This is a genomic window from Nocardia sp. NPDC049190, assembly GCF_040648115.1.
Classification (GTDB): Bacteria; Actinomycetota; Actinomycetes; order Mycobacteriales; family Mycobacteriaceae; genus Nocardia.
Map to the genome: position 1 here is coordinate 24,915 of NZ_JBEZDE010000004.1, position 23,505 is coordinate 48,419.

Consider the following 23,505-nt stretch of genomic DNA (forward strand, 5'->3'; position numbering starts at 1 on the left):
ACGACGGCACCACGACAACGTCGGCGGCCGACTATGGACGAGAACTGGTGGAGATCGAATGAGCATCGGGGAGCAGCTCGGTGCCGCCGGATACCTGGCGGGCTGGCGGCTGGTGCGCGCGCTGCCGGAGCAGACGGCGCGGCGGCTGTTCGACTGGGGCGGTGACCGGGTCGCTCGGCGTGCCAACCGGGAATTCCACGCGGGCGGGCCACCGAATCACTTGCGCCGGAACCTGGCCCGCGTGCTCGGGGTGTTGCCCGCCGACGTGCCGGACGAGCTGATCCGCGCGAGCATGCGGTCGTATGCCAGGTACTGGCGGGAGGTGTTCCGGCTACCCACGATGGATCACGCGGCGATCGATATTCGGGTCGACGGGTTGCCGTATCTCGATGCCGCGCTGGCCCGGCAGCAGGGCGTGATCTTGGTGCTGCCGCACTCCGGCAACTGGGACCTGGCCGGCGTCTGGCTGGTGCACCACTACGGCAACCCGACGACCGTTGCCGAACGTCTCGAACCGGAATCGCTGTTCGAGCGTTTCGTGGCCTATCGGGAGCACCTCGGCTTCGAGGTGTTCCCGCTGACCGGCGGTGAGCAGCCACCCTTCGCCCGGCTGGCGGCGCGTCTGCGCGAGAACCGGATCGTGTGCCTGCTGGGCGAGCGCGACCTCACCGGCAGGGGAGTCGCCGTCCAGTTCTTCGGCGAACGCACCTGGATGCCAGGGGGCGCCGCGAAACTGGCCATCGAGACCGGCGCCGCGCTGCTGCCGGTGCACGCGTGGTTCGAGGTCGACACCGATGGGCGTGAGGACTGGGGGCTGAAAGTCGAAGCGCCACTGGACGTTTCTGGTGGAGTGGCGGCGGCTACCCAGGAGCTCGCTGACCGCTTCGCCGCGAATATCGCCGAGCATCCGGCGGATTGGCACATGCTGCAACCGCTGTGGGACAGCGACCTGTCCCCGAAACGGCGCGCCGCCATCGCCGCCGCGCAGGCGAGTATCCGGGTCGAGCAGGGAGACGAATCGCCATGAAGATCGGCATGGTCTGTCCCTATTCGTTCGACGTCCCCGGTGGGGTGCAGGCGCATGTGGTCGAGTTGGCGCGGGTGTTCATCGAACGCGGGCACAAGGTGAGCGTCCTCGCGCCCGCAGGGGACGACACGCCGCTGCCCGAGTTCGTGGTGTCGGCCGGACGCGCGGTCGCGATCCCGTACAACGGGTCGGTGGCCCGGCTGTCCTTCGGCCCGCTGTCCTACGCCAGGATTCGCCGCTGGATCGACGCCAACGACTTCGACGTGCTGCACATTCACGAGCCCAACGCGCCGAGCCTGTCCATGCTCGCGCTCAAGATCGCCGAGGGGCCGATCGTCGCTACGTTCCACACCTCGACAACCAAGTCGCTGGTGCTGAGCACCTTTCAAGGGGTGCTGCGGCCTTACCATGAGAAGATCTCCGGCCGCATCGCGGTGTCCGAGCTGGCCCGGCGATGGCAGGTGGAGGCGCTCGGGTCGGATGCGGTGGAGATCCCCAACGGAGTCGACGTTCCCGCATTCGCCAGAGCCCCGATGCTGCCCGGTTATCCGCGGGCGGGTGGGTCGGTGCTGTTCCTCGGCCGTTACGACGAACCGCGCAAGGGCATGGAGGTGTTGCTCGGCGCGCTGCCCGAGGTGGTGCGCAGACATCCGGAGGTGGAGATCCTCATCGTCGGGCGTGGTGACGAGGACCGGCTGCGCCGCGAGGCGGGCTCGCTCGCCCGGCATCTGCGCTTCCTGGGCCAGGTGTCCGACGAGGACAAAGCTTCGGCGATGCGCAGTGCGGACGTGTATGTGGCCCCCAACCTCGGCGGGGAGAGCTTCGGCATCATCCTGATCGAGGCGATGGCCGCCGGGACCGCGGTCGTGGCCAGCGAACTGGACGCCTTCCGCCGGGTGCTGCGCGACGGCACGGCAGGCATGCTCGTCCCGGTGGGTGATTCGGCCGCCCTGGCCGCCGCGCTGCACACTGTGCTCACCGACGAAGTGCGTAGGGAGGCGCTGGTGCACACCGCCACGCAAGTGGTGGGCGAGTACGACTGGCCGGTGGTAGCCGAGCAGATCCTGCGGGTGTACGAGACGGTGACCGTCGGCGACGCGAGGGTGCGGGCCGCCGGATGATCACCTTCTCCGCGACGACCGTTCTCGTCCTCGCGCTGATCGCGGCGGTGGTGATCGCGATCGGTCTCTGGGCGTACTCGACCGCCAACCGGCTCGACCGGTTGCACGTGCGCTCCGATCAGTCCTGGCAGGCGCTGGACGCCGCGTTGGCACGGCGGGCCGTGGTGGCCAGATCGGTCGCCATGGCCATCGCAAGCCCGGTATCCGATCCCGCGCGGTCGGAGCAGGCCAAACAGCTGTCCGCCCTGGGGGCCGTGGCCGAGCGGGCTGGGCGTGGTGATCGCGAGACCGTGGAGAACCAACTGTCCTCGGCGCTGTCGGCCATCGATATCGGCATGCTGCGCCCGCAACTGGTCGCCGAACTGGCGGACGCGGAGGCTCGTGTGCTCATCGCGCGCCGGTTCCACAACGACGCGGTGCGGGACACGCTGGCGCTGCGTACACGGCGCCCCGTACGTCTGCTGCACTTGGGCGGCACCGCCCCACTGCCGACCTACTTCGAGATCACCGAACGGGCTACGCCCGCCGCGTCGACCGGCTTGTCCGTCGACACCATCCGCACCACCGCGCGCATCGTGCTCTTCGACGAGAACGATCGGACGCTGCTGATGCGCGGCAATGATCCGAAAACGCCGGAGGTGTCGTTCTGGTTCACCGTCGGCGGCGGTGTGGAGCCGGGGGAAAGCCTCCGTGTTGCCGCCGTGCGCGAACTCTACGAGGAGACCGGGCACCGTGCGGACCCGGCGAGTCTGCGCGGCCCGATCTGGCGCCGGGTCGCGGTGTTCCCGTTCAACGGCGACCTGATCCGGTCCGAAGAGTTGTTCTTCGCGCTGCGTGTGCGTGGTTTCGAACCGCGCGCGGCGAATCAGACCACGATCGAGCGTCGTTCCATCACCGGTCACCAGTGGTGTACGGCCGCGGACATCGTCGCGCTGGACCAGTCTTGCGAGACCGTCTACCCGTACCACCTGGACGAACTGCTCGCCGAGGCCGCTGAAGCCGCCTCGGGCTCCGTCGACCCCGAGGTTCGCTCCATCCGCTGACCGGCTCGTGACCTGTGATGTGTTTCACGATCGTGATAGCGTCGTGATGATTTATGGACCCGGAGGGTACTGCTGTCAGGACGCATTCGAATCCGGCGTCGTGGTCCCGTCAACAATGGGGCCTAATCCTGCTCGGTGTGTGGAGGTAATTGGTTTCATGTCGTACCTGCTGTTCGATTTCTTGTTGCCGTACCTGGGGCCCACGGCCGCGGAGTACTGGGCACAGTTGCTGGTGGTCGGCCCGCTCTGACGCGGCGCCCCGGGTAGCCCAGTGGATTGCCGGGATGGCACGGCACCCGCCTTCCCGGCGATATCCGAGATCACCAGACCAGTGCACGTCAACTGGCTATCAGGTGGCGTTTTGTGGACGCCTAGAATCAGGTCGTTCGAATCCGAGCGACCCGATTGGCGCACATGACTCAGGAGTTTGCCGTGACCACGCCCGAGACCACCCAGACCGTCGGCACCGCCCGTGTGAAGCGCGGCATGGCCGAGATGCTCAAGGGGGGTGTGATCATGGATGTCGTCACCCCCGAGCAGGCCAAGATCGCCGAGGACGCGGGCGCGGTCGCGGTGATGGCGCTGGAGCGCGTTCCGGCCGATATCCGCGCACAGGGCGGTGTGTCCCGGATGAGTGATCCGGACATGATCGAGGGCATCATCGCCGCCGTCTCCATCCCGGTCATGGCGAAGGCCCGCATCGGCCATTTCGTGGAGGCGCAGATCCTGCAGAGCCTCGGCGTCGACTACATCGACGAGTCGGAGGTGCTCACTCCCGCCGACTACGCCAACCACATCGACAAGTGGAACTTCACCGTGCCCTTCGTCTGCGGTGCGACCAACCTGGGTGAGGCGCTGCGCCGGATCACCGAGGGCGCGGCCATGATTCGCTCCAAGGGCGAGGCAGGCACCGGCGACGTGTCCAACGCCACGACGCACATGCGCAAGATTCGCCAGGAGATTCGCAGACTGTCGTCGCTGCCGGAGGACGAGCTGTTCGTCGCGGCCAAGGAATTGCAGGCACCCTACGAGCTGGTCCGCGAGATTGCCGAGACCGGCAAGTTGCCTGTCGTGCTGTTCACCGCGGGCGGTATCGCCACCCCGGCTGACGCCGCGATGATGATGCAGCTCGGCGCCGAGGGTGTATTCGTCGGCTCCGGTATCTTCAAGTCCGGCAACCCTGCGCAGCGTGCGGCGGCGATCGTCAAGGCGACCACCTTCTACGACGACCCGGACGTGCTGGCCAAGGTGTCGCGCGGTCTGGGTGAGGCCATGGTCGGCATCAATGTCGAGGAGATCGCGCAGCCGCACCGGCTGGCCGAGCGCGGCTGGTGATCGCTGATCGGTAGCGACTGCCGCCGTGCAGTCGCGGTGATTCGTGGTTCGGCGGAGTGCCGCACTTCCGCCGCGCCGCGCTTGGTTCCGGGTCGGAGCCCTCGCTCCGCCGGCAGATCGGGATCCAGGACCGTGAGTGGGGCGGTCCACTGCTGGTTCGGGTGGCGGGGTCGAGCTGATCGCCCGGCACGTGTGCTGTGCGCAGCCGAAGACCTGCTGCGCACAATGCGTCAGGTGTTCCGGGCAGGCGTGCGTCGGCGGCCGGCCTGCGGCTCGCTGAACGATTCCCGTCGTCGCCCGCCCCGGTGGCGGCGCTGGTCGCCGCACCGGCGGGCGCCCCCTCGACGCATTCAGCGCCCTGAACGGCGGCGTTGCGCAGGTTCAACTCTCACGACGCCTAGAATGCTGTCTCAGAGTTCTCACAATCACGCTCAGTAGCTTCGCAATCCATGGCTCCTACCAGCCATGTCGTGCCCTCTCATCGTCGGGATAGATCCGAACGCAAAGGACGAACAGTTGAAGCTTCGCAAGACTGGACGCATCGTCGTCGCCGGTTTGGCTGTGGCGGCAGCCCTGAGCCTGGCGGCCTGTGGTGGTGACGACAAGAGTGACTCGGCCAAGGCGACGACCCGCGCGACGACCAGCGCCGCAGCGAACGCGCCTGCCGCACCCACCGCCGCCGAACTCAACGGCCTGCTGCAGCGCGCCCTCGATCCCGCGGTGCCGAATCAGGAGAAGGTGGATCTCGTACAGGGCATCGAGGACGATCCCGACCTGCCGAACCGGCTGGCCGACGCGTTCAAACAGGCAAACGCCTCGGCCGTGGTCACTGGTGTGACCGCGTTCGGCGACAGCGTCACCGCGCAGGCCAAGTTCACTGTCAATGGTCAGGAGAACCAGGTCGAGGTCCCGTACGTCCTGGACGGGGGCAAGTGGAAGGTGCAGAAGGCATGGGCGTGTCAGGCGCTGTCCAACCTCAACCAGCAGTCGCCGGCCTGCGCAGCCTGACGGGCGCAGGGGAGTAGGCCGCACTCGGCCGCCGATCGGACGATGATCGTGCAGTCGTGTGCGCACACAGCGGACGGCGGCCGAGTGCTAGCTGGGGCGTTGCTTACGGAATCAGGGCTGCCGTCAGTGAAGCGGCGCATGGCCGTATTGTGCTCGTCGGTGCGCGTCGAGCACCCGTGAAATGTAGCTACTTAGATATGCGTATCTCAGCATATGTTGGCGGCCGGGGGCGGTGCGGGTCCTATCCCGCACTGTCCTCATCGATACGGAGCGCCGGGCGGCCGGGATGGTCCCATCTCACGAAAAATGTTGGACTGTAGGGATTCTCGTGGTCGTGCTGTAGCAGTGCGGCGATGGTCCATTCCGCTTCGGGTGGGGTGTTGCGCCGGAGGGCGGCCTCGGACATGTCCAGGCGGATGGTCAGGTCCGCATCGAGGTGACGGCCCGCGAGCATCGGGCCCGCGATGAGGATGGTGGTCGCGGGCAGGGCTGTCCGAATCGGTACGCGGGCTGAGCGGTCGATGGCTTCGTCCCAGAGGGCCGGGAGCCAGCGATCGTGATGGCGCAGTGCGTCGACCACCTCACGGCGCAGCGCGGCATAGTCGAACCACGCGGTGCGGTACGACATTCCATCGGTGCGGCCGAACTCCATGCGCAGTGCGGCAGGCCGCACGTAATCATGCAGCGAGACCACGTCGGCGGATCGGCCGATGTCTCGTAGGGCCACGGTGACCTCGGCGGCGAGGGCGGCGGGCTCGGCGGCGTCGGCGCCTTCGACGGCAATCACCGTATGGGTGTGCGAGACCAGGACGCGGCCGACCACCCGGTCGACGAGTCCGTCGCGGGTGATCGGCAGAAAACGGGGCACCGGTACATCTCAGCAAACCCGCGGTCTCGGCGACTGGTCGGTCTCCGTCCGGAACGCGCGAGCTGTCTCTCGGTGCCCGGGCGGGCGCCGAGAGCCGAAAGGCGGGGCGTCGGGGCGTCGGGATAATCTCAGCGCATGGCGACAATCGAAGAGGCGCTGGAGATAGAGCGCCTCGAGCGGGACATCTTCCGTGGCGCGTCCACCAAGACCCAGCTCCCGCGCACGTTCGGCGGACAGGTTGCCGGCCAGGCGCTGGTCGCGGCAGTCCGGACGGTGGAGCCGCGATACCAGGTGCATTCGCTGCACGGGTACTTCCTGCGTCCGGGAAATCCGCAGGAGCCGACGGTCTATCAGGTGGAGCGCATCCGTGACGGCCGTTCGTTCTGCACGCGGCGGGTGACCGGCATTCAGGACGGTGCCGCGATCTTCACCATGTCGGCCTCGTTTCACGTCGGCGACGAGGGGCCCGAGCACCAGGATGTGATGCCCGAGGTGCGGTTGCCGGAAGAGTTGCCCGACGCCAGCACCACGATGGCGCCCGAGCGTCTGTGGGCGATGCGGGAATGGGAGCACTGGGACATCCGCATGGTGCCGCCGGAGAATGTGTCGCGCCGTGACGGCATGGTCTCCCAGCAGCAGGTGTGGTTCCGCTATCGGCACCCGCTGCCCGACGACCCGCTGGTCCATGTCTGCACCCTCGCGTACATGAGCGATATGACTTTGCTCGGCTCCTCGAAGGTCATCCACCCGGACGAGCCGACCCAGAACGCCTCGCTCGACCACGCGATGTGGTTCCTGCGGCCGTTCCGTGCCGACGACTGGCTGCTCTACGATCAGTCCTCCCCGTCGGCGGGCTTCGGGCGGGCGCTGACCGGCGGCAAGATCTTCAACCGGGAGGGCCAGTTGGTCGCCGCGGTGGTTCAAGAGGGCCTCATCCGTACCCCGCGCGAGACCTGACCGGCCCACCGGGATTGCCCTTGCGAAGCCGGTCGCGGACGCGGCTCGCCCACCGATGCGGCGTTCGGTCTGTGGGTTCCAAGGACCGGGCGAACCCAGGCCGTGGCGGCGTGGGGCATCGGTGTGTCGCCGCGAGGGTGGCGCCGACGATAGTCGACCGCGGCGGGACGTGTGGCCGACGTCCACCCGGGCACGGTCCGGTATCAGCTCACCTGGACACGCAGGTGGCAGACCACGGTGTCGTTCAACCGGCGCAGGTCGCGCTCGAGTTCGTCACTGCGGTGGCTGGGCAACACGCGGTGCCAGCCCGCGGGTGGGTCGATCTCCGCGATGACCACGACCTTGCGCCGCTCGGGGAAGTTCTGCCGGACATACCGGGCGACCGGGCCGCCGACGGTCGAGTCGCTGTCCTCCAACAGCACCAGCCGGACCTCGGGATGCCACGCCTCCCACGTCCTGGTGAACGCCCTCGCCGACTCGCCGGGCAGGCAGACGTGCACGGCGACGATGTCGTCGCCGATGGACATGGCCGCCGACAACGCCTCTCGGCTCAACTCGGAGACCTCCGATACCGGCACGACGATCGCCGTCCCGGTCGCCCGTGGCTGCCGGGGAACCATTCCTGCGCCACGACAGTCACCGATTCGGAGGTAGGCATGGCGAATTCGCTCCATGCCGAGGACGAGGACGGGAAGAACGAGCACGATCAGCCAGGCACCCGACGTGAATTTCATGGCGGTGGTGACGATCGCCGCGACCGATGTCAGTACCGCGCCGAATCCGTTGAGCACCAGCCGCCACCGCCAGCCGTCGGCGCGGGTGAGCCACCAGTGCCGCACCATGCCGACCTGAGCGATGGTGAACCCGACGAATACGCCGATCGCGAACAGCGGCACCAGCGCGTTCATGTTTCCGCGTGCGCCGATGAGTAGTACACCCGCGCCGAGTCCCAGCGCGAGCACACCGAACCGGTACACCTGCCGTGGCGAGGCCACCGCGAACCTATGGGGCAGGCAGTTGTCGTCGGCCAGGATCCTGGTGAGCGTCGGCAGGCCGCCGTAAGAGGTGTTGGCGGCCAGCGCCAACAGTACGACGATGGCGAACTGCACGACGTAGTATCCGATTCCGTGCCCGAGCGCCGCCTCGGTGAGCTGGGAGAGCACGGTGGTTCCCTGGACCGGTCGCAGGGAGAACTTCTCGATCAGCACGGCGAGGCCGATCAGCATGGCGCCGAGCAACAGGCCGAGAGCGATTTCGGCATGCTGCGCACGTCTCACCCGAGGAGCCTCGAAGCTGGGGACGGCGTTCGCGATCGCCTCGACTCCGGTCAGCGCCGCGCATCCGCTGGAGAATGCTTTGAGCAGCAACAGGATTCCTATTGTGTGTACGTCGGTGGTCGCCGCTATTCCGCCTGTCACGGCGGCGGGCTCCGAGCGCAGCAGGCCACCGATGATCACGATGAAGATGCCGACGACGAACACGATGGTCGGCGCCATGAACGCTCGCGCGCTCTCGGTGATCCCGAGCAGGTTGAGCGCCGTGATGCCGGCGAGAACCGCGAGACAGATCCAGACCGTGTACCCGTGTAATACCGGAAACGCCGAGGTCAGCGCCGCGACTCCAGCGGCGATCGAGACTGCGACGTTGAGGACGTAGTCCACGATCAGCGAGGCCGCGGCGACCAGACTGGCGCGATGGCTCAGCCGCGCCTTCGCGACCGCGTACGCGCCGCCGCCATCGGAGAACGCCGCGATCACTTGACGATAGGACGCGATCAGCACTGCCAGTAGTGCGGTGATCACCAGAGTCACCGGCAGCGTCATGCCGAGTCCGACGCCGCCCGCGGTAGCCAGGACCAGCACGATCGCTTCCGGGCCGTAGGACACCGAGGCCAGGGCGTCCAGCGACAGCCCGGCCAGCCCGGTCGGCACAGTGAGTCCCCGTCGGGTGGTGGTGGCTGACTCCGCTCCACGCGGTCGGTGCACCTTGCCCGGCAACACAGCGATCACTCCTCCGAGTGTCGACCCTCGAGCCGTGCGCGGACCCCGGCGTTGACGAAACTCTGACGGCGACCGTGAGCACGACCACACTCGCACGGTTCGTAAGCTTTCGGCGTGAACGCTTCCTCGGTCGCCGCACCCTCTGCCGACGCCGGACAGACGCGGTCGTTTCCCACCATCGGTGTGCTCGCGCTGCAGGGAGACGTCCGCGAGCATGTGGCTGCTCTCGCGCACTGTGGCGCACATCCGGTACTGGTTCGGCGCGAATCCGAGCTCGCCGAGGTGGACGCGCTGGTGCTGCCCGGCGGCGAGTCGACGACGATCAGCAAGTTGCTGGCTGCCTTCGAACTGCTCGAGCCGGTGCGCGCCCGGCTGCGCGCGGGGATGCCGGCGTTCGGTTCCTGCGCGGGCATGATCCTGCTCGCCTCCGAGGTGCTCGACACCCGTCCGGACGCCGAACACCTGTCCGGCATCGATATGACGGTGCGTCGCAACGCATTCGGCCGTCAGGTCGATTCTTTCGAGACCGACCTGCCGTTCGCGGGACTGGAGGACGGTCCGGTGCGCGCGGTGTTCATCCGTGCGCCGTGGGTCGAACGCGTCGGCAACGGCGTCGACGTGCTGGCCACCGTGCCGAACGGCCCGGCGGCCGGTCGAATCGTGGCGGTGCGGCAGGGCAATGTCGTCGCGACGTCGTTCCACCCCGAGGTGACCGGTGATCTGCGGGTGCACCGAATGTTTGTCGAGCTCGTCCGGGCGGCGTAGCCAACCGCTTTGCACGGCGGCCGCGGACGCCCGAGTAGGCTGGGGGAGTTGTCCGTCCGGGTGTGCCGGTACGGTACACACGACCTGCCATCGACCTGAAGGAAGTAGGGAATGAGCGGCCACTCCAAATGGGCCACCACCAAGCACAAGAAGGCTGCGATCGACGCGAAACGCGGCAAGCTGTTCGCGAAGTTGATCAAGAACATCGAGGTGGCGGCCCGGACCGGTGGCGGTGACCCGGATGGCAATCCGACGCTGTACGACGCCATCCAGAAGGCGAAGAAGTCGTCGGTCCCCAATGACAATATCGAGCGCGCTCGTAAGCGCGGCGGTGGCGAAGAGGCGGGCGGCGCCGACTGGCAGACGATCATGTACGAGGGCTACGGCCCCAACGGCGTCGCCGTGCTGATCGAGTGCCTCACCGACAACCGCAACCGTGCCGCAGGCGAGGTGCGGGTCGCGATGACCCGCAACGGCGGAAATATGGCCGACCCGGGCTCGGTGGCCTATCTGTTCCACCGCAAGGGTGTCGTCACCTTGGAGAAGAACGGCCTGTCCGAGGACGACGTGCTGATGGCGGTGCTCGACGCGGGTGCGGAGGAGGTCAACGACCTCGGTGATTCGTTCGAAATCATCAGCGAACCCAGCGATTTGATCGCCGTGCGTACTTCCCTGCAGGGCGCGGGTATCGATTACGACTCCGCCGAGTCCGGGTTCCAGCCGTCGGTATCCGTTGTGGTCGACGCGGATGGCGCCCGCAAGGTGATCAAACTGGTCGACGCACTGGAGGACAGCGACGACGTGCAGAACGTCTACACCAACGTCGATATCCCCGACGAGGTCCTCGCCCAGTTGGACGACTAGTCGGCCGGCAACTCGTCATCCGGTACTGCGGTAGGACGGGTAGCACTTGCCGAAATCGGGGCGGTCCGCGCTGGAGCGGACCGTCCTGAGCATTTCCAGGTAGTCTCCCCGCCGGCGGCGACCTTGGGAAATCTGAGTGACTCGGTGCCGGTGCGTGGATGGGTGGGTGGGTGAACTGCGGTACCGCAAGGTCCTTCCCGGCGTCCGTGGGGACAGTCATCCGGTGGGTTGCTTTGTCACTCCAAGTTCTCTCGTATCGCGCCCTGGTCGGTACGGTGGCGCTCGTGCCTGGTTCGGTGAATCCCGGTTGCGAATGCGTCGGGGTGGTGCTCCCGCGCGCCGGGCCCGTGGATTCGGCCGAGCCAGTGATGAACGCGGTCGATGAATCGGTGTCGAGCAAGGAGAACCGTTGTCTGCCGACGAGTTCGTCGCGCACCACACCGCTATTGCGCAGCACACGCAGATGCCTGCTGACGGCGGGGTGGCTGATCGCGAAATGCTCGTCGATCGCGCCTGTCACCTGGTCCACGATGAGAGCGTCACCAATTGGCCACGCTCTCATCGTGGCGCTCGGGGGGCATTCGGACAGGAATTCGCGACCGGTCGGTGCGTCAGCGCCGATGCCGGTGAGGGAGGTGCGTCACTCTGCGATGGTGGTGCGGTCACACCACTCGTAAACCGGCAGCCGCCCCTCAGGTGTGTCCTGCTCTCGTTGGGTGACCTTGAAGTGCTCGTATCCGCCGCGGAATGGGACTTTCAGCTCGATCCCCGGCGGAGTGATCGGGACGATGCGTGCGGGCAAGTCTTGCGGCCCGCCCTCGAGGACAGCCTTCACAACATTGCTCATGCTCGGATGGTAGAAGCGCCAACGCCCTGATCGTGGGAGATTCAGGGCACGGTGAGTTTTAATTTGCCCACGAGGTGAACGGCGCCGGCCATGCCGTGTCCTGTGGCAGCCGGGGGCAGACGAACGAATCCGGCTGTCCGTCGTCGGTGGTGTTCGGGGATTCCCGTCTGTCGCGAAGGGGCCCCGAACCAAGTGGCTGGATCGCTATCATTCGATATGATCGCGCCATGACGGAAGGGCGCGCGGTCGCACCGCACCGGGTTACAGTGTTGGCACTGGACGGGGTACATCCGTTCGAACTCGGGATCGCTCATCGCGTGTTCGGCAGCGCTGGAGGTCGGTACGAAATCCGCACGTGTTCGACAGATGGTCGTCCGGTGCGCAGTGCGGCTGATTTCGATATCGCGGTGGCGTACGACAGCGCGGTGCTGGAAACCGCCGACACGGTCGTTCTGCCCGCCTGTGACATCGCCACATCCCTCGGTGGTGAACTTCCGGACTCGGTGCGCGAGGCGTTCGCCCGCATCCGGCCGGGCGCCAGGATCGTCGCCATCTGCACCGGGGCTTTCGTCGCCGCGGCCGCCGGTTTGCTCGATGGGCGGCCGGCGACCACGCACTGGAAACGGGCCGCACTGTTTCGCAGCACGTTCCCGCGCGTGCATTTGGATCCCAACGTGCTCTATGTCGACGACGGAGACGTCCTCACCTCGGCCGGGGCCGCTGCGGGTATCGACGTGTGCCTGCATCTGGTCCGCCGCGACCACGGCAGTGCCATCGCGAACGCGGTCGCGCGCCACTGCGTCGTCCCGCCGTGGCGTGACGGCGGCCAAGCCCAGTACATCGAGCAGCCGGTCCCGCCCGAGACCTCCGCCGGAACCGCCGCCGCCCGCCAGTGGGCGCTGGAGAACCTGCGCCATCCGGTGACGGTCGACGAACTGGCTACCCGGGCCCGGATGAGCAAACGCACCTTCGCCCGTCGGTTCAGCGACGAGGTCGGCATGAGCCCCGGCCGTTGGCTCATCCAGCAGCGCGTCTTCCGCGCTCGTCATCTGCTCGAATCGACCGACCTGACGGTCGACCGCATTGCAGGCGAGGTCGGCTTCGCCACCGGCACCTCGTTACGTCAGCATCTGTTCGACGCCATCGGTGTGTCACCCCAGGCCTATCGGCGCACCTTCCGGACCGAGGCTGCGCCGCGCCCGCAGCGTGCGGGCGCGGCGCGGCCTGCGCCAGCATTCGGTTGACAAGGTCCTCCGCTAGCGGTGGGCAGCAGTTTTCCGGTCCCGGACGTTACGCAACGATCGGCGGTGCGAGTACATCGTGGTGGGTTCCACCGTTCGAGCGGCGTGTCGACGCAGTGGACCGCTCGATTGCCGCAGGCGCGCCGGTCCTTGGACGCGAGGCCGGTCGGCTCGAGCCGACGCACGGTCGCCTGCGAGTTCGATCATCCGACCGTCGGCGTGCGATCGTCGCCGCCATCGCTCAGGTCGCCGGAATCGACATACCCGTCCTTGCCGCGATCCACGGCAGTGAGGACATGAAAGCGGCGGACGCGAATTGCCAAGTGTGGCCGCCCTGGGTGGTGTGGATGGTGCAGTCGATGCCGACCTCGCGGCCTCGGGTGCAGAGCTTCTCGGCGGCGCCGACCTCGCCGGTGTCGGGGACGCCGTCGTGGCCGCCCATCCCGACGTTGTCGTCATCCCCGGTGGGAGCGGTGCGGCGAGTGCGGCCCGACCCTGAACGCTGCGGTGGGGCGAGGTCGTCGAAGAGGCCCGCGGTGCCGGTGTAGGGGCCATGTTTCGTCATGACGGTGAGTGGGTCGAAGGCCGCCCACTTCTCGACATCGCCGCCGAAGAGGCGGGCGATGGTTTGTTCTTTGTTCCCGGAGACCGGGCCGAGATCCCCGGCGATGTCGACGAAGGTGCGGATCAGTTCGGGATGCATGACCGCGAGATCGACCGCACAGGTGCCGCCCATCGACCAACCGACCGCTGCCCATTGAGCCGGGTCGGCGGAGGCGCCGAAAGTGGATACGACGTAGTTCGGTACATCTCTGGTCAGATGATCCGCAGCGTCGCCGCGCGGGCCGTTCACGCACTCGGTGTCGTTGTTGAAGCTACCGCTGGAATCGACGAAGACCATGATCGGGGCGCGGCCACCGTTGGCCGTGGTGAACCTGTCCACAGCTGGCATGATCTGGCCGCTGCGGATCCAGTCGGCCGGGGTGTTGAACTCACCACCGATCATCATCACCACCGGAAAGGCGGGCGGGGTCGGTCCGGCGAACCAGGCAGGCGGCAGATAGACGTATTCGGTGCGATGCGGGAAGCCGCTGCCGGTGTCGGGAATCCGGACCGGCACGATCCGGCCTGTGGTCGGGCTGGTGCCGCGCAGGGCGGGCAGGGCCGATTGGTCGGTTTGGTTCGGCAGCGGGCCCGCGGTCAGTGCGCTCCACGCCGACTGCGCGGTGGGGTAGTAACCGACCCATTGGTTGAGCACGATGCCGGTACTGGACAGCGCCAGCGGAATCGCAAGGATCGCGGCGCTTCGCCGCCAGCGGCGCGTGCCCGGCCAGCCCAGAACGGCTACCGCGGACGCAGTCGCGGTGCCCCCGACGCACACCCACAGCAGTGCAGGCGCCGGATCGGAGGCCAGTCCTTCGTCGGCCACATACCACCGGGCGGCCGCCGCGCCGATGACTCCGACCTGCACGCATACCGGAAGTTGGATCAGCCACCACGTCCTCGTGCCTCTGACGACGGCAACCGCCAGGAGCATCGCGGCGAGTATTTCGACGGTCATCGGCAGCCAGCCGTGCAACAGCGAGATCCCGTGATGAAAGGTGTTCTGATAGTCCAGGTTCAGATTCGCCGGCGGGAGTTGCGGTGGCGCCGGAGTCGGCGGAGCGGCGAGGACGGGCACCTACGGCATTGTCGAGGCCGTTCCTCGAGTCGAGCTGTGAATCCGCTTCAGCGAACCTGGGTGCCTTGGCTTTGTCTTCGTGTTCGGTTGTCACCCGCCCGCCTGCGAGTGGAGCAACCCTGCCTTCCCCGCCGGAACGCGGCGCATGCGCAGGGGTGGAAAGGCGTTCGTCGGTGACGACGCGTCCGTAGCGCGCAGCCGAACCGGATGCGCGCGCTGGGTGCGTCGGTGATTCGGTGGCATCGACTATCGGTAGCGGACGAGAATGCGAGCATGGTCGAAGTTGTGCTGGTGTGCGGTGACATCACCGAACAGGACGTCGACGCCGTGGTGAACGCGGCGAACTCGTCGCTGCTGGGTGGTGGCGGTGTCGATGGCGCGATCCACCGCAGGGGCGGTCCCGACATACTCGCCGAATGCCGTCGATTGCGTGCCTCGCATCACGGCATGGGGCTCGCGACCGGCAAGGCGGTCGCCACGACGGCGGGTCGACTGCGCGCTCGGTGGGTGATCCACACGGTCGGCCCGGTGTGGTCGGCGACCGAAGACCGCTCCGCGTTGCTCGCTTCGTGTTATCGCGAATCCTTGCGTGTGGCGGACGAATTGGGGGCGCACACTGTAGCATTCCCGGCCATCTCCACCGGCATCTTCGGCTGGCCGATGGCTGACGGCGCGCGCATCGCTGTCGAGACAGTCTGTGTGACAGATACTTCAGTACGGGAAGTCCGGTTCGTTCTGTTCGATGACACCGCCTACTCCGCTTTCGCGTCGCAGGTTCCCGCCGGTTAGCCGGGGCGATGGCGCCGACGAGCTGCGGCGAGGTCGACTGAGGATCGGCCCCGCCGTAGTCGATCCCGATATGCCCGGACCGGATCTGTCGGCCGTGTCCTGCGCCTGGGCGGCTGTCGTGGCTACGGCGGCCGCCGCCGGCGCCCGACCGCGGTCTCGGTCACGGCTGTGTCGCTGGTCCGCGAAAGACCGTGGCTCCGCTAGACTCTCGAACAGTTGTTCGTTTCAGTGAGAGGGGTCTTCGTGCGGGTGATGGGCGTCGACCCAGGGCTCACCCGGTGCGGCCTCAGTGTCGTCGAGGGCGGGCTGGGGCGGAAAGTCACCGCCCTGGACGTGGACGTGGTCCGGACACCCGCGGACATGGATCTGGCCCAGCGCCTGCTGCGGGTCGCCGATGCCGCCGAGCATTGGATGGACACCCATCAACCCGCGGCCGTCGCGATCGAACGCGTCTTCGCGCAGCACAATGTGCGTACCGCCATGGGCACCGCACAGGCGGGCGGGGTGATCGCACTCGTTGCGGCACGCCGGGACATCCCGGTCGCGTTCCACACACCCAGTGAAGTGAAGGCCGCGGTCACCGGCAACGGGACCGCGGACAAGAAGCAGGTGACCGTCATGGTCACCCGCATCCTCGGCCTTCAGGTGGCGCCGAAGCCCGCCGACGCGGCGGATGCGCTCGCGCTGGCCATCTGCCATTGTTGGCGGGCGCCGCTGCTGGAACGGATGGCGGCGGCCGAGGCCAAAGCGGCCGCGGCGCAGCGACGGTATCGGGAACGGCTTGCCGAACAACGGAAGGCGGTGCACGGGTGATCGCGTCGGTACGCGGTGAGGTGCTGGAGATCGCACTCGACCATGCGGTGATCGAGGCGGCGGGCGTGGGGTACCGCCTCAACGCCACGCCGGCCACCTTGGCCGGACTCACTCGCGGTGCCGAGACCCGGCTCTACACCGCGATGATCGTCCGTGAGGATTCCATGACGCTCTACGGCTTCGCCGACACCGAGGCCCGGGACCTGTTCGGCCTGCTGCAGACCGTCTCCGGCGTCGGTCCTCGGCTTGCGATGGCCGTGCTGGCCGTGCTGGAACCCGAGGCACTGCGCAAGGCGCTCGCCGAGAGCAATGTGGTGGCGCTGACCAGGGTGCCCGGCATCGGCAAGCGCGGCGCCGAGCGTATGGTGGTCGAACTGCGGGACAAGGTGAATCTCGTTCCGGTGCAGTCCGGTCCGCCGGGTTCCACGCCGGTCCCGGTCGTCACGCCGGTGCGCGACCAGGTCATCGACGCGCTGGTCGGCCTCGGCTTTGCCGCCAAACAGGCTGAACAGACAGTCGACGCCGTGCTGGCCGACCAGCCCGCCGCCAACACCTCCGCCACACTTCGAGCCGCGCTCGGACTGCTCGGCAAGAATCGGTGAGCCCTGTGCAGTCCGAAGAGGAATCCACCGAATCGCAGGTCAGCGCGGCTTATCTGAAGTCCGACGGCGAGGTAGAGGCGAGCCTGCGCCCGAAATCACTGGACGATTTCATCGGTCAGCCCCGAGTGCGCGAACAGCTCGCACTGGTGTTACGTGGCGCCAAACAGCGTGGCAGCACGCCGGATCACGTCCTCCTGTCCGGCCCGCCCGGACTCGGCAAGACCAGCATGGCGATGATCATCGCGGCGGAACTCGGCACTGCCCTGCGGATCACATCGGGTCCCGCGCTGGAGCGGGCGGGTGATCTCGCCGCCATGCTCAGCAATCTGGTCGAAGGTGATGTGCTGTTCATTGATGAGATCCACCGCGTGGCTCGCCCCGCCGAAGAGATGCTCTACCTGGCGATGGAGGACTTCCGCGTCGACGTGGTCGTCGGCAAGGGCCCCGGCGCGACCTCGATTCCGTTGGACATCGCGCCGTTCACCCTGGTCGGAGCGACCACCAGATCCGGAGCGCTGACCGGCCCGCTGCGCGACCGGTTCGGTTTCACCGGGCACATGGACTTCTACGAGGCCGATGAGTTGTTGCGGATCCTGCGGCGTTCGGCGCACATTCTCGGTGTCGGCATCGATCAGGACGCGGCGGCCGAGATCGCGGGCCGTTCCCGCGGCACCCCCCGGATCGCCAACCGACTATTGCGCCGGGTCCGCGACTACGCGGAGGTCCGCGCCGATGGATGGATCACTCGGGCCATCGCCCACGCCGCACTGGAGGTCTACGACGTCGACGTCCTCGGCTTGGACCGCCTCGATCGGGCTGTCCTCGGCGCCTTGGTCCGCAGTTTCGGCGGTGGCCCGGTCGGCGTGTCCACCCTCGCCGTCGCGGTCGGCGAGGAAGCCGCCACCGTCGAAGAGGTCTGCGAGCCCTTCCTGGTCCGCGCGGGCTTGGTCGCCCGCACCCCGCGCGGTCGCGTCGCCACGGCCGCCGCCTGGGCGCACCTCGGCTTGATTCCTCCGCCCGACCTGGTCTTCAACGCCATCGAAGTCCGCGGCCGCGAGCCGCACCCCACCCTCGATCTTTTCGACTGACCCGCTTTCGTGGCTTCGCGCGGCCTGGCGTCGAGCACGTCGGGTGGGTGCGGTCGGCGAAGGTCAGTTGTTGCGGTGGGCCCGGCGATGATCGTTCTGCTCGGCGTTGTCGAAGGCGGTGACCACCAGGTCGAGAAAGGCGTCGACCTCGTCGCGTTGGAAGCCGCGGCTGCCCACTCTGGCCTCGGTGAAGCGGACGGACCGGACGTCGGCGACGGTCAGGCTTCCGGGCCCGTCGTGCGCCAGGCTCGCGGCGACCAGGTCCAGGAAGGCGGTGACCTCTTCTTCGTGGTACCCGCGCTGTCCCGTCTGCGCCTGGGCGAACCGGATACGGTGCACGTCATCGGGGGTGAGCAGCGCCTGCCCGCTATTGTTCGCGGCGGGCACCGGCTGGGCGCCGCGCTGGCGGAACTCGAGCTCGACTCGGACCTGGTCCAGGTACTCGTCGACCTGGTCGGCCCGATAGCTGCGTCCGCCGGGGCGTGCCGCGTCGAAGGTGACATTGCGCAAGTCGTCAGCGGCGAGAGCGCCCTGTCCGGCCAAGGTCGCGGCGACCAAGTCGAGATAGGCGTCCACTTCGCCGGCGTGGTAGCCGCGGTGCCCGACCGGTGGGCTCGCGAAACTGATCCGGCTCACATGCTCGGGTCTCACGGGCGACATTCTGTCAGGCTGGGTGGGTCGACCCGCTCGAAAGTGCACTTTTCGAATTCCCCGACCATTCACGGATGCGGCTGGACCCGTCAGATCTCGGTTCCGTCGCAGGCGGGGGCTGCCGAACGCTCAGTCTTTGCGCACCCCGTCGACGAGCACACGGCGGATCGCCAGGTTCAGCGCGGCGATCGCGGTTTCGTCCGGGTCGCGCAGCGCGTGCACGATCCCGGCGATCAGCATCCCGGTCACTGCTCGCGCGGTGTTCACGGTGTCCAGGTCGGCACGCAGATAGCCGAGTTCGACGCCGTGGTCGAGATAGCCCGCGGTCAGCGCGTCGGCGGTGTCGAGCAGCCCGTAGAGCCGTTGAGTGAGTTCGTCGTCGATGCCGGTGGCGTGGAACAGCAGCAACCGGGCTACTCGGCGATCGGCGATCAGGATTCCGGTGAGGGCGGTGCCGATCCGGTCGATCTGCGCGCGGTAATCGTCCAGGGTCGCGGCGGCGTCGGGAGCGTTCTCGGTACCGAGTGCCGCGATGATCCGCGCGGCCAGGTCGTCGATGACGTGGTCGATGATGTCGCGCTTGTTGCTGAAGTAGCGGTAGAAGGTGCCGTGCCCGATACCGAGGCGACCCGCGATGTCGGCGATACCGGTGGCGTGATAGCCCTTCTCTGCGAAGCAGGCGAACGCGGTGTCGATGATCTCTTGGCGCAGTTCGGCTTTGCGTCGCTCGGCACGGGTGGATGGCTTCGTCACGTCCACGATGATACAGTCGTCACAAACGGAATGATGTGTCATTCCGTGCGGATCTGGTTCAGCTGCAGGAGGTTCGGCGTGGCGCCTCAGTACGACGCGGTCGTGGTCGGTGCGGGATTCGGCGGCATAGGAGCGGGGATCGAGCTCGACCGGATCGGTCTGAGCAACTATGTGATTCTCGAGCGCGAGGACGATCTCGGCGGCACCTGGCACGTCAACCGTTACCCGGGTCTGGCAGTCGATATCGCCTCGGTCACCTACTCGTATTCGTTCGAGCCGAACCCGTACTGGTCGCGGCTGTTCGCGCCGGGCGCGGAGCTGAAGAAATACGCCGAGCACGTCGCCACCAAGTACGACTTGCGCCGGCGGATGCGGTTCGGCACCGTCGTGGACGGCGCCCGCTGGGACGAGGATCACGAGCAGTGGGTCGTGTCCGTCGCCGGCGGTGAGCCGATCACCGGCCGATATCTGCTCACCGCGACGGGTTTTCTCTCGCAGCCCTACACCCCGCCATTTCCCGGTATCGGCTCGTTCGCGGGCAAGATCGTGCACACCACCGCATGGGAGGACGACTTCGACCTCGCCGGCCGTAACGCCGCGATCATCGGCACCGGCGCCACAGCGGTGCAACTGGTGCCCGAGGTCGCCAAGAAGGCGGCGGCGCTCACTGTCTTCCAGCGCACCCCGATCTGGGTGGTCCCGAAGATCGATGCCGCGATCCCCGCCCCGGTACGGATGTTGTTCGCGCGCGTCCCCGCCACGCAGAAGGTCGCGCGGCTGGTCAACACGAGCATGCTCGAGGCGCTGATGGTGGCCGGTGTCCTGCACTTCAAACAGGTCAAGCTGATGAACAAGGGTGCCGGCGTGCTGGCCAAGGCGCACCTGCGTGTCTCGGTGCGCGACAAGCGGACGCGTGCGCAGCTCACACCGCACTACGATTTCGGCTGCAAGCGGCCCACGTTCTCCAACCAGTACTTCACGACGTTCAATGAGCCGCACGTGCGATTGGAGACGAACCCGATCGACCATATCGACGCCGACGGCATCGTCACCGCCGACGGGCACAAAACCGAGATCGATACGCTGATCCTGGCCACCGGCTTCAACCTGTGGGACGTGAACTTCCCGGCTATCGAGATCATCGGCCGCGACGGGGTGAACCTCGGAAAGTTCTGGCGCGACAACCGGTTCCAGGCCTACGAGGGCATCACCGTGCCGAAGTTCCCGAACTTCCTCAGCCTCAACAGTCCGTACTCCTACAGTGGACTGTCTTACTTCACCACCATCGAAGCGCAGATGAAGCACATGGGCAGGCTGTTCGGCGAGTTACGGCGCCGCGGTGAGACCACCTTCGAGGTGACCGAACGGGCCAACGACGCGTTCCTGGATCGCGTGACCACCAAGCTCGGCTCCTCGGTCTTCTACGGTGGCGATTGCGCCACCGCGCGCAGCTACTACTTCAACCAGCACGGCGAGGCTGCCCTGCTGCGTCCCACCAGCACTCTCAACGCGCACCGAGAGGCGGTCAGCTTCCCGCTGGACGATTACGTCTATGGCACGACGGCTTGAGCGTCGCTCCGAGCACGTCACACATGGTCCCACCGACCGGTGGCCAGTCGGCCTGTGCAGGGTGTCGTAGCTGCCCAGCGGGTGTGCGAGTGTGGCGCCGACGCAACGAACTGGCAGACTGTGTGGGTACTTGTCCATCCCACCCACGAAACTAGGGACTGACTTCGACGATGGAACTTCTGTTTCCACTGCTACTGGTAGCCCTGCTCGTGCCGATGTTCCTCGGTGTCCGCCGTCAGAAGCGGGAGACCGAGAAGGTCGCGAACATGCAGGAAAGCCTGAAGGTCGGCGATCAGGTCATCACCACGTCGGGGCTCTACGGCACCGTGGTCGAACTCGATGACACCACGGTCGACCTCGAGATCGCCGAGGACGTGGTCACCACGTGGCTGCGCCAGGCTGTCCGTGAGGTGCGCACCGAAGACGAGGTGAGCACCGATACGACGGGCTCGTCCGCCACCGAGTCGGACGCGACCGACTCGGACGCGACCGACTCGTCCGTGGCCGACGCCCTCGAGGAATCCGCCGAGCAGACCGAGACCCGGCTGACCAAGGACTGATTCTTCTACTGGTTTGTGCCCCGCGCGCCGGATGTCGCCGCGGCCCGTCCGCGCACCCGGCGGCGTTGGTGCATGCCCGCCTGTTCCATCCTCGACTTCCGCCTAGGAGATGACGTACTGTGCCACCTTCCCAGGGATCGGCGCACCCGCTCCGGCTGCTCGGCGTCTTCGCCGGGCTGCTGGCCGTGGTCTACGCGCTGGTGTTCTTCACCGGTGACAAGTCCTTTACACCCAAACTCGGCATCGACCTGCAAGGTGGCACCCGGGTCACGCTGTCGGCACGCACACCGGATGGCAGCAAACCGAGCCAGGACAGCCTGAAGAAGGCACAGGACATCATCGAGAACCGGGTGAACGGCCTCGGCGTCTCCGGGTCCGAGGTCGTCATCGATGGGAGCAACATCGTCATCACCGTGCCCGGTGACGATGGGCAGCAAGCACGTGCGCTGGCGACCACCGCCAAGCTCTACATTCGACCCGTACTGCAGGCGGTCCCGGCCGCGGGGCGCGGTGCGACGCCGCAAATCACCCCGGGCGGCCAGCCTGCCCCCGGTGCGCAGTCGGTGCCTGGCGCACAGCCCACCCCCGGTGCCCAGCTTGCCCCAGGCGCCCAGCTTGCCCCTAGCGCACAGTCGGTGCCCGGCGGCGAGCTCACCCCTGGTGCGCAGTCGGTGCCCGGCGCGCCGCAGCTCGTGCCGGGCGCACAGTCGGGATCGCCGGAGACCGCGCATTCGGAGCAGTCGCCGGCTCCGCAGCAGCGTGTGTTCCCCGCGCAGGCTCCCCCGACCCCGAATCCCGGCCTCAATCCCACCGAGGAGGCGACCCGGGAGATTCAGGCGGCCAAGGCGCAGCGCCAGAGCACCGATCCGTCCGTGCAACAGGCCGCGTTGGGCTCGCTGGATTGCGCCAAGCCGGATCCGCTGGCCGGCAACGACGACCCCGCCCTGCCGTTGGTGAGCTGCTCTACCGACGGCGCCGAGGTGTTCCTGCTCGACAAGAGCCGCATCGACGGCCAGGAGATCAAGGACGCCAGCGCGGGACTGAACCAGCAGCAGGCCCGGCATGAGGTCTCCCTCGAGTTCAAGTCCGCCGGCAGTGACGCGTGGGCCACGCTGACCGGTGAGTATGTCTACAAGCGGGTCGCGTTCGTGCTCGACTCCAAGGTGGTCAGTGCGCCGGTTGTGCAGCAGGGTCCGCAACAGGGCGGCCGTACGCAGATCTCAGGCAACTTCACCGCCTCGACAGCGAAGGAACTGGCGAACACCCTGAAGTACGGTTCGCTGCCATTGTCGTTCCAAACCTCCGAGGCCGAGACGGTGTCCGCGACGCTGGGTCTGTCTTCGCTGAAGGCGGGCCTGATCGCGGGTGCGGTCGGTCTGGTCGTGGTGCTGATCTACTGCCTGCTCTACTACCGGATGCTCGGCTTCCTCACCGGATTGTCCCTGGTGGCGTCCGGATTCGCGGTCTACGGCATCATGGTGCTGCTGGGGCGATGGATCGGCTTCACCCTCGACCTCGCCGGTATCGCCGGGTTGATCATCGGTATCGGCATGACCGCCGACTCGTTCGTCGTCTTCTTCGAACGCATCAAGGACGAGATGCGAGAGGGCCGCAGCTTCCGCTCTGCGGCGCCGCGCGGCTGGCAGCGTGCCCGCCGTACCATTCTGTCCGGCAACGCGGTCAGCTTCATCGCCGCGGCCGTGCTTTATATCCTCGCGGTCGGCCAGGTGAAGGGTTTCGCGTTCACGCTCGGCCTCACCACGATCCTGGACGTGGTCGTGGTGTTCCTGGTGACGTGGCCACTGGTGCTGATCGCCTCGCGGACTGCGTTCTGGTCCAAGCCGTCGGTGAACGGCCTCGGCGCGATCCAGCAGGTAGCCCGCGAGCGGAAGGCGGCCGAGGCCGCCCTCGGGAAGGCGTGAG

General features: G+C 67.3%; 23 protein-coding genes. 16 read left to right on the forward strand and 7 right to left on the reverse strand.

Annotated features, from left to right (window positions below; genetic code table 11):
* Positions 1 to 58: 58 nt before the first annotated feature.
* The 5 genes from AB0B25_RS05460 to AB0B25_RS05480 all read left to right on the forward strand — a co-directional run bounded on the left by AB0B25_RS05460 (position 59) and on the right by AB0B25_RS05480 (position 5,534).
* Positions 59 to 1,027 carry a phosphatidylinositol mannoside acyltransferase gene (locus AB0B25_RS05460; protein ID WP_357175114.1) on the forward strand — a complete coding sequence of 323 codons (969 nt, stop codon included), beginning with the start codon at positions 59 to 61 and terminating at the stop codon, positions 1,025 to 1,027.
* The gene (locus tag AB0B25_RS05465) at positions 1,024 to 2,148 is read left to right on the forward strand and encodes a glycosyltransferase family 4 protein (RefSeq protein ID WP_357175117.1); all 1,125 of its coding nucleotides are present in this window, start codon (positions 1,024 to 1,026) and stop codon (positions 2,146 to 2,148) included. The genes AB0B25_RS05460 and AB0B25_RS05465 overlap by 4 nt, the downstream gene beginning before the upstream one ends.
* Positions 2,148 to 3,191 (forward strand): NUDIX domain-containing protein, encoded by a 1,044-nt coding sequence (locus AB0B25_RS05470; RefSeq protein WP_357175739.1) that lies wholly within the window; start codon positions 2,148 to 2,150, stop codon positions 3,189 to 3,191. The genes AB0B25_RS05465 and AB0B25_RS05470 overlap by 1 nt, the downstream gene beginning before the upstream one ends.
* Positions 3,192 to 3,605: 414 nt before the next feature.
* Positions 3,606 to 4,526, forward strand: coding sequence for a pyridoxal 5'-phosphate synthase lyase subunit PdxS (pdxS, locus tag AB0B25_RS05475; RefSeq protein WP_357175120.1), 921 nt, complete (start codon positions 3,606 to 3,608; stop codon positions 4,524 to 4,526).
* Positions 4,527 to 5,042: 516 nt separating this feature from the next.
* Entirely contained in the window at positions 5,043 to 5,534 is a 492-nt protein-coding gene (locus tag AB0B25_RS05480; protein ID WP_357175123.1) for a hypothetical protein, read from the forward strand.
* A gap of 241 nt (positions 5,535 to 5,775) precedes the next feature.
* On the opposite strand, the gene AB0B25_RS05485 is transcribed toward AB0B25_RS05480, so the two are convergent.
* The gene (locus tag AB0B25_RS05485; RefSeq protein ID WP_357175126.1) at positions 5,776 to 6,402 is read right to left on the reverse strand and encodes a hypothetical protein; all 627 of its coding nucleotides are present in this window, start codon (positions 6,400 to 6,402) and stop codon (positions 5,776 to 5,778) included.
* A 135-nt stretch (positions 6,403 to 6,537) separates the two neighbouring features.
* Here AB0B25_RS05485 and AB0B25_RS05490 point away from each other — a divergent pair, with 135 nt between their 5' ends.
* Positions 6,538 to 7,359: an acyl-CoA thioesterase II gene (locus AB0B25_RS05490; RefSeq protein ID WP_357175129.1), complete on the forward strand. Its 822-nt coding sequence runs from the start codon at positions 6,538 to 6,540 to the stop codon at positions 7,357 to 7,359.
* Between the two features lie 203 nt (positions 7,360 to 7,562).
* Here the strand turns inward: AB0B25_RS05490 and AB0B25_RS05495 are convergent, their stop codons facing one another.
* Positions 7,563 to 9,254 (reverse strand): APC family permease, encoded by a 1,692-nt coding sequence (locus AB0B25_RS05495; RefSeq protein WP_357175742.1) that lies wholly within the window; start codon positions 9,252 to 9,254, stop codon positions 7,563 to 7,565.
* A 219-nt stretch (positions 9,255 to 9,473) separates the two neighbouring features.
* Here AB0B25_RS05495 and pdxT point away from each other — a divergent pair, with 219 nt between their 5' ends.
* On the forward strand, positions 9,474 to 10,124 hold the full coding sequence (pdxT, locus tag AB0B25_RS05500; RefSeq protein WP_357175132.1) for a pyridoxal 5'-phosphate synthase glutaminase subunit PdxT: 651 nt from the start codon (positions 9,474 to 9,476) through the stop codon (positions 10,122 to 10,124).
* 111 nt (positions 10,125 to 10,235) lie between these two features.
* On the forward strand, positions 10,236 to 10,988 hold the full coding sequence (locus AB0B25_RS05505; protein ID WP_357175135.1) for a YebC/PmpR family DNA-binding transcriptional regulator: 753 nt from the start codon (positions 10,236 to 10,238) through the stop codon (positions 10,986 to 10,988).
* On the opposite strand, the gene AB0B25_RS05510 is transcribed toward AB0B25_RS05505, so the two are convergent.
* Positions 10,891 to 11,550 carry an ArsR family transcriptional regulator gene (locus AB0B25_RS05510; protein WP_357175138.1) on the reverse strand — a complete coding sequence of 220 codons (660 nt, stop codon included), beginning with the start codon at positions 11,548 to 11,550 and terminating at the stop codon, positions 10,891 to 10,893. The genes AB0B25_RS05505 and AB0B25_RS05510 overlap by 98 nt on opposite strands.
* 78 nt (positions 11,551 to 11,628) lie before the next feature.
* Positions 11,629 to 11,835 (reverse strand): DUF5988 family protein, encoded by a 207-nt coding sequence (locus AB0B25_RS05515; RefSeq protein ID WP_357067564.1) that lies wholly within the window; start codon positions 11,833 to 11,835, stop codon positions 11,629 to 11,631.
* Positions 11,836 to 12,062: 227 nt separating this feature from the next.
* On the opposite strand from AB0B25_RS05515, the gene AB0B25_RS05520 reads away from it, so the two are divergent.
* Entirely contained in the window at positions 12,063 to 13,079 is a 1,017-nt protein-coding gene (locus AB0B25_RS05520; RefSeq protein WP_357175140.1) for a helix-turn-helix domain-containing protein, read from the forward strand.
* Positions 13,080 to 13,317: 238 nt separating this feature from the next.
* On the opposite strand, the gene AB0B25_RS05525 is transcribed toward AB0B25_RS05520, so the two are convergent.
* The gene (locus AB0B25_RS05525) at positions 13,318 to 14,757 is read right to left on the reverse strand and encodes an alpha/beta hydrolase-fold protein (RefSeq protein WP_357175143.1); all 1,440 of its coding nucleotides are present in this window, start codon (positions 14,755 to 14,757) and stop codon (positions 13,318 to 13,320) included.
* 273 nt (positions 14,758 to 15,030) lie between these two features.
* Between AB0B25_RS05525 and AB0B25_RS05530 the strand changes: the two genes are divergently transcribed.
* The 4 genes from AB0B25_RS05530 (at position 15,031) to ruvB (ending at position 18,049) form a co-directional block, all read left to right on the forward strand.
* Positions 15,031 to 15,546 (forward strand): O-acetyl-ADP-ribose deacetylase, encoded by a 516-nt coding sequence (locus AB0B25_RS05530; RefSeq protein WP_357175146.1) that lies wholly within the window; start codon positions 15,031 to 15,033, stop codon positions 15,544 to 15,546.
* 243 nt (positions 15,547 to 15,789) lie between these two features.
* Positions 15,790 to 16,359, forward strand: a complete 570-nt coding sequence (gene ruvC / locus AB0B25_RS05535; protein ID WP_357175744.1) for a crossover junction endodeoxyribonuclease RuvC — start codon at positions 15,790 to 15,792, stop codon at positions 16,357 to 16,359.
* The gene (gene ruvA, locus AB0B25_RS05540; RefSeq protein WP_357175149.1) at positions 16,356 to 16,961 is read left to right on the forward strand and encodes a Holliday junction branch migration protein RuvA; all 606 of its coding nucleotides are present in this window, start codon (positions 16,356 to 16,358) and stop codon (positions 16,959 to 16,961) included. The genes ruvC and ruvA overlap by 4 nt, the downstream gene beginning before the upstream one ends.
* A gap of 5 nt (positions 16,962 to 16,966) precedes the next feature.
* Complete coding sequence (ruvB, locus tag AB0B25_RS05545; RefSeq protein WP_357175747.1) at positions 16,967 to 18,049, forward strand: Holliday junction branch migration DNA helicase RuvB; 1,083 nt, start codon at positions 16,967 to 16,969, stop codon at positions 18,047 to 18,049.
* A gap of 63 nt (positions 18,050 to 18,112) precedes the next feature.
* Here the strand turns inward: ruvB and AB0B25_RS05550 are convergent, their stop codons facing one another.
* Both AB0B25_RS05550 and AB0B25_RS05555 read right to left on the reverse strand, forming a co-directional pair.
* Positions 18,113 to 18,709 carry a DivIVA domain-containing protein gene (locus tag AB0B25_RS05550; protein WP_357175152.1) on the reverse strand — a complete coding sequence of 199 codons (597 nt, stop codon included), beginning with the start codon at positions 18,707 to 18,709 and terminating at the stop codon, positions 18,113 to 18,115.
* A gap of 120 nt (positions 18,710 to 18,829) precedes the next feature.
* Positions 18,830 to 19,495 carry a TetR/AcrR family transcriptional regulator gene (locus AB0B25_RS05555; RefSeq protein ID WP_357175155.1) on the reverse strand — a complete coding sequence of 222 codons (666 nt, stop codon included), beginning with the start codon at positions 19,493 to 19,495 and terminating at the stop codon, positions 18,830 to 18,832.
* A 36-nt stretch (positions 19,496 to 19,531) separates the two neighbouring features.
* Between AB0B25_RS05555 and AB0B25_RS05560 the strand changes: the two genes are divergently transcribed.
* The 3 genes from AB0B25_RS05560 (at position 19,532) to secD (ending at position 23,504) form a co-directional block, all read left to right on the forward strand.
* Entirely contained in the window at positions 19,532 to 21,022 is a 1,491-nt protein-coding gene (locus AB0B25_RS05560; protein ID WP_357175157.1) for an NAD(P)/FAD-dependent oxidoreductase, read from the forward strand.
* A gap of 170 nt (positions 21,023 to 21,192) precedes the next feature.
* The gene (yajC, locus tag AB0B25_RS05565; protein ID WP_357175160.1) at positions 21,193 to 21,582 is read left to right on the forward strand and encodes a preprotein translocase subunit YajC; all 390 of its coding nucleotides are present in this window, start codon (positions 21,193 to 21,195) and stop codon (positions 21,580 to 21,582) included.
* A gap of 119 nt (positions 21,583 to 21,701) precedes the next feature.
* Positions 21,702 to 23,504, forward strand: coding sequence for a protein translocase subunit SecD (gene secD, locus AB0B25_RS05570; protein WP_357175163.1), 1,803 nt, complete (start codon positions 21,702 to 21,704; stop codon positions 23,502 to 23,504).
* The last annotated feature ends 1 nt before the right edge of the window (position 23,505 follow it).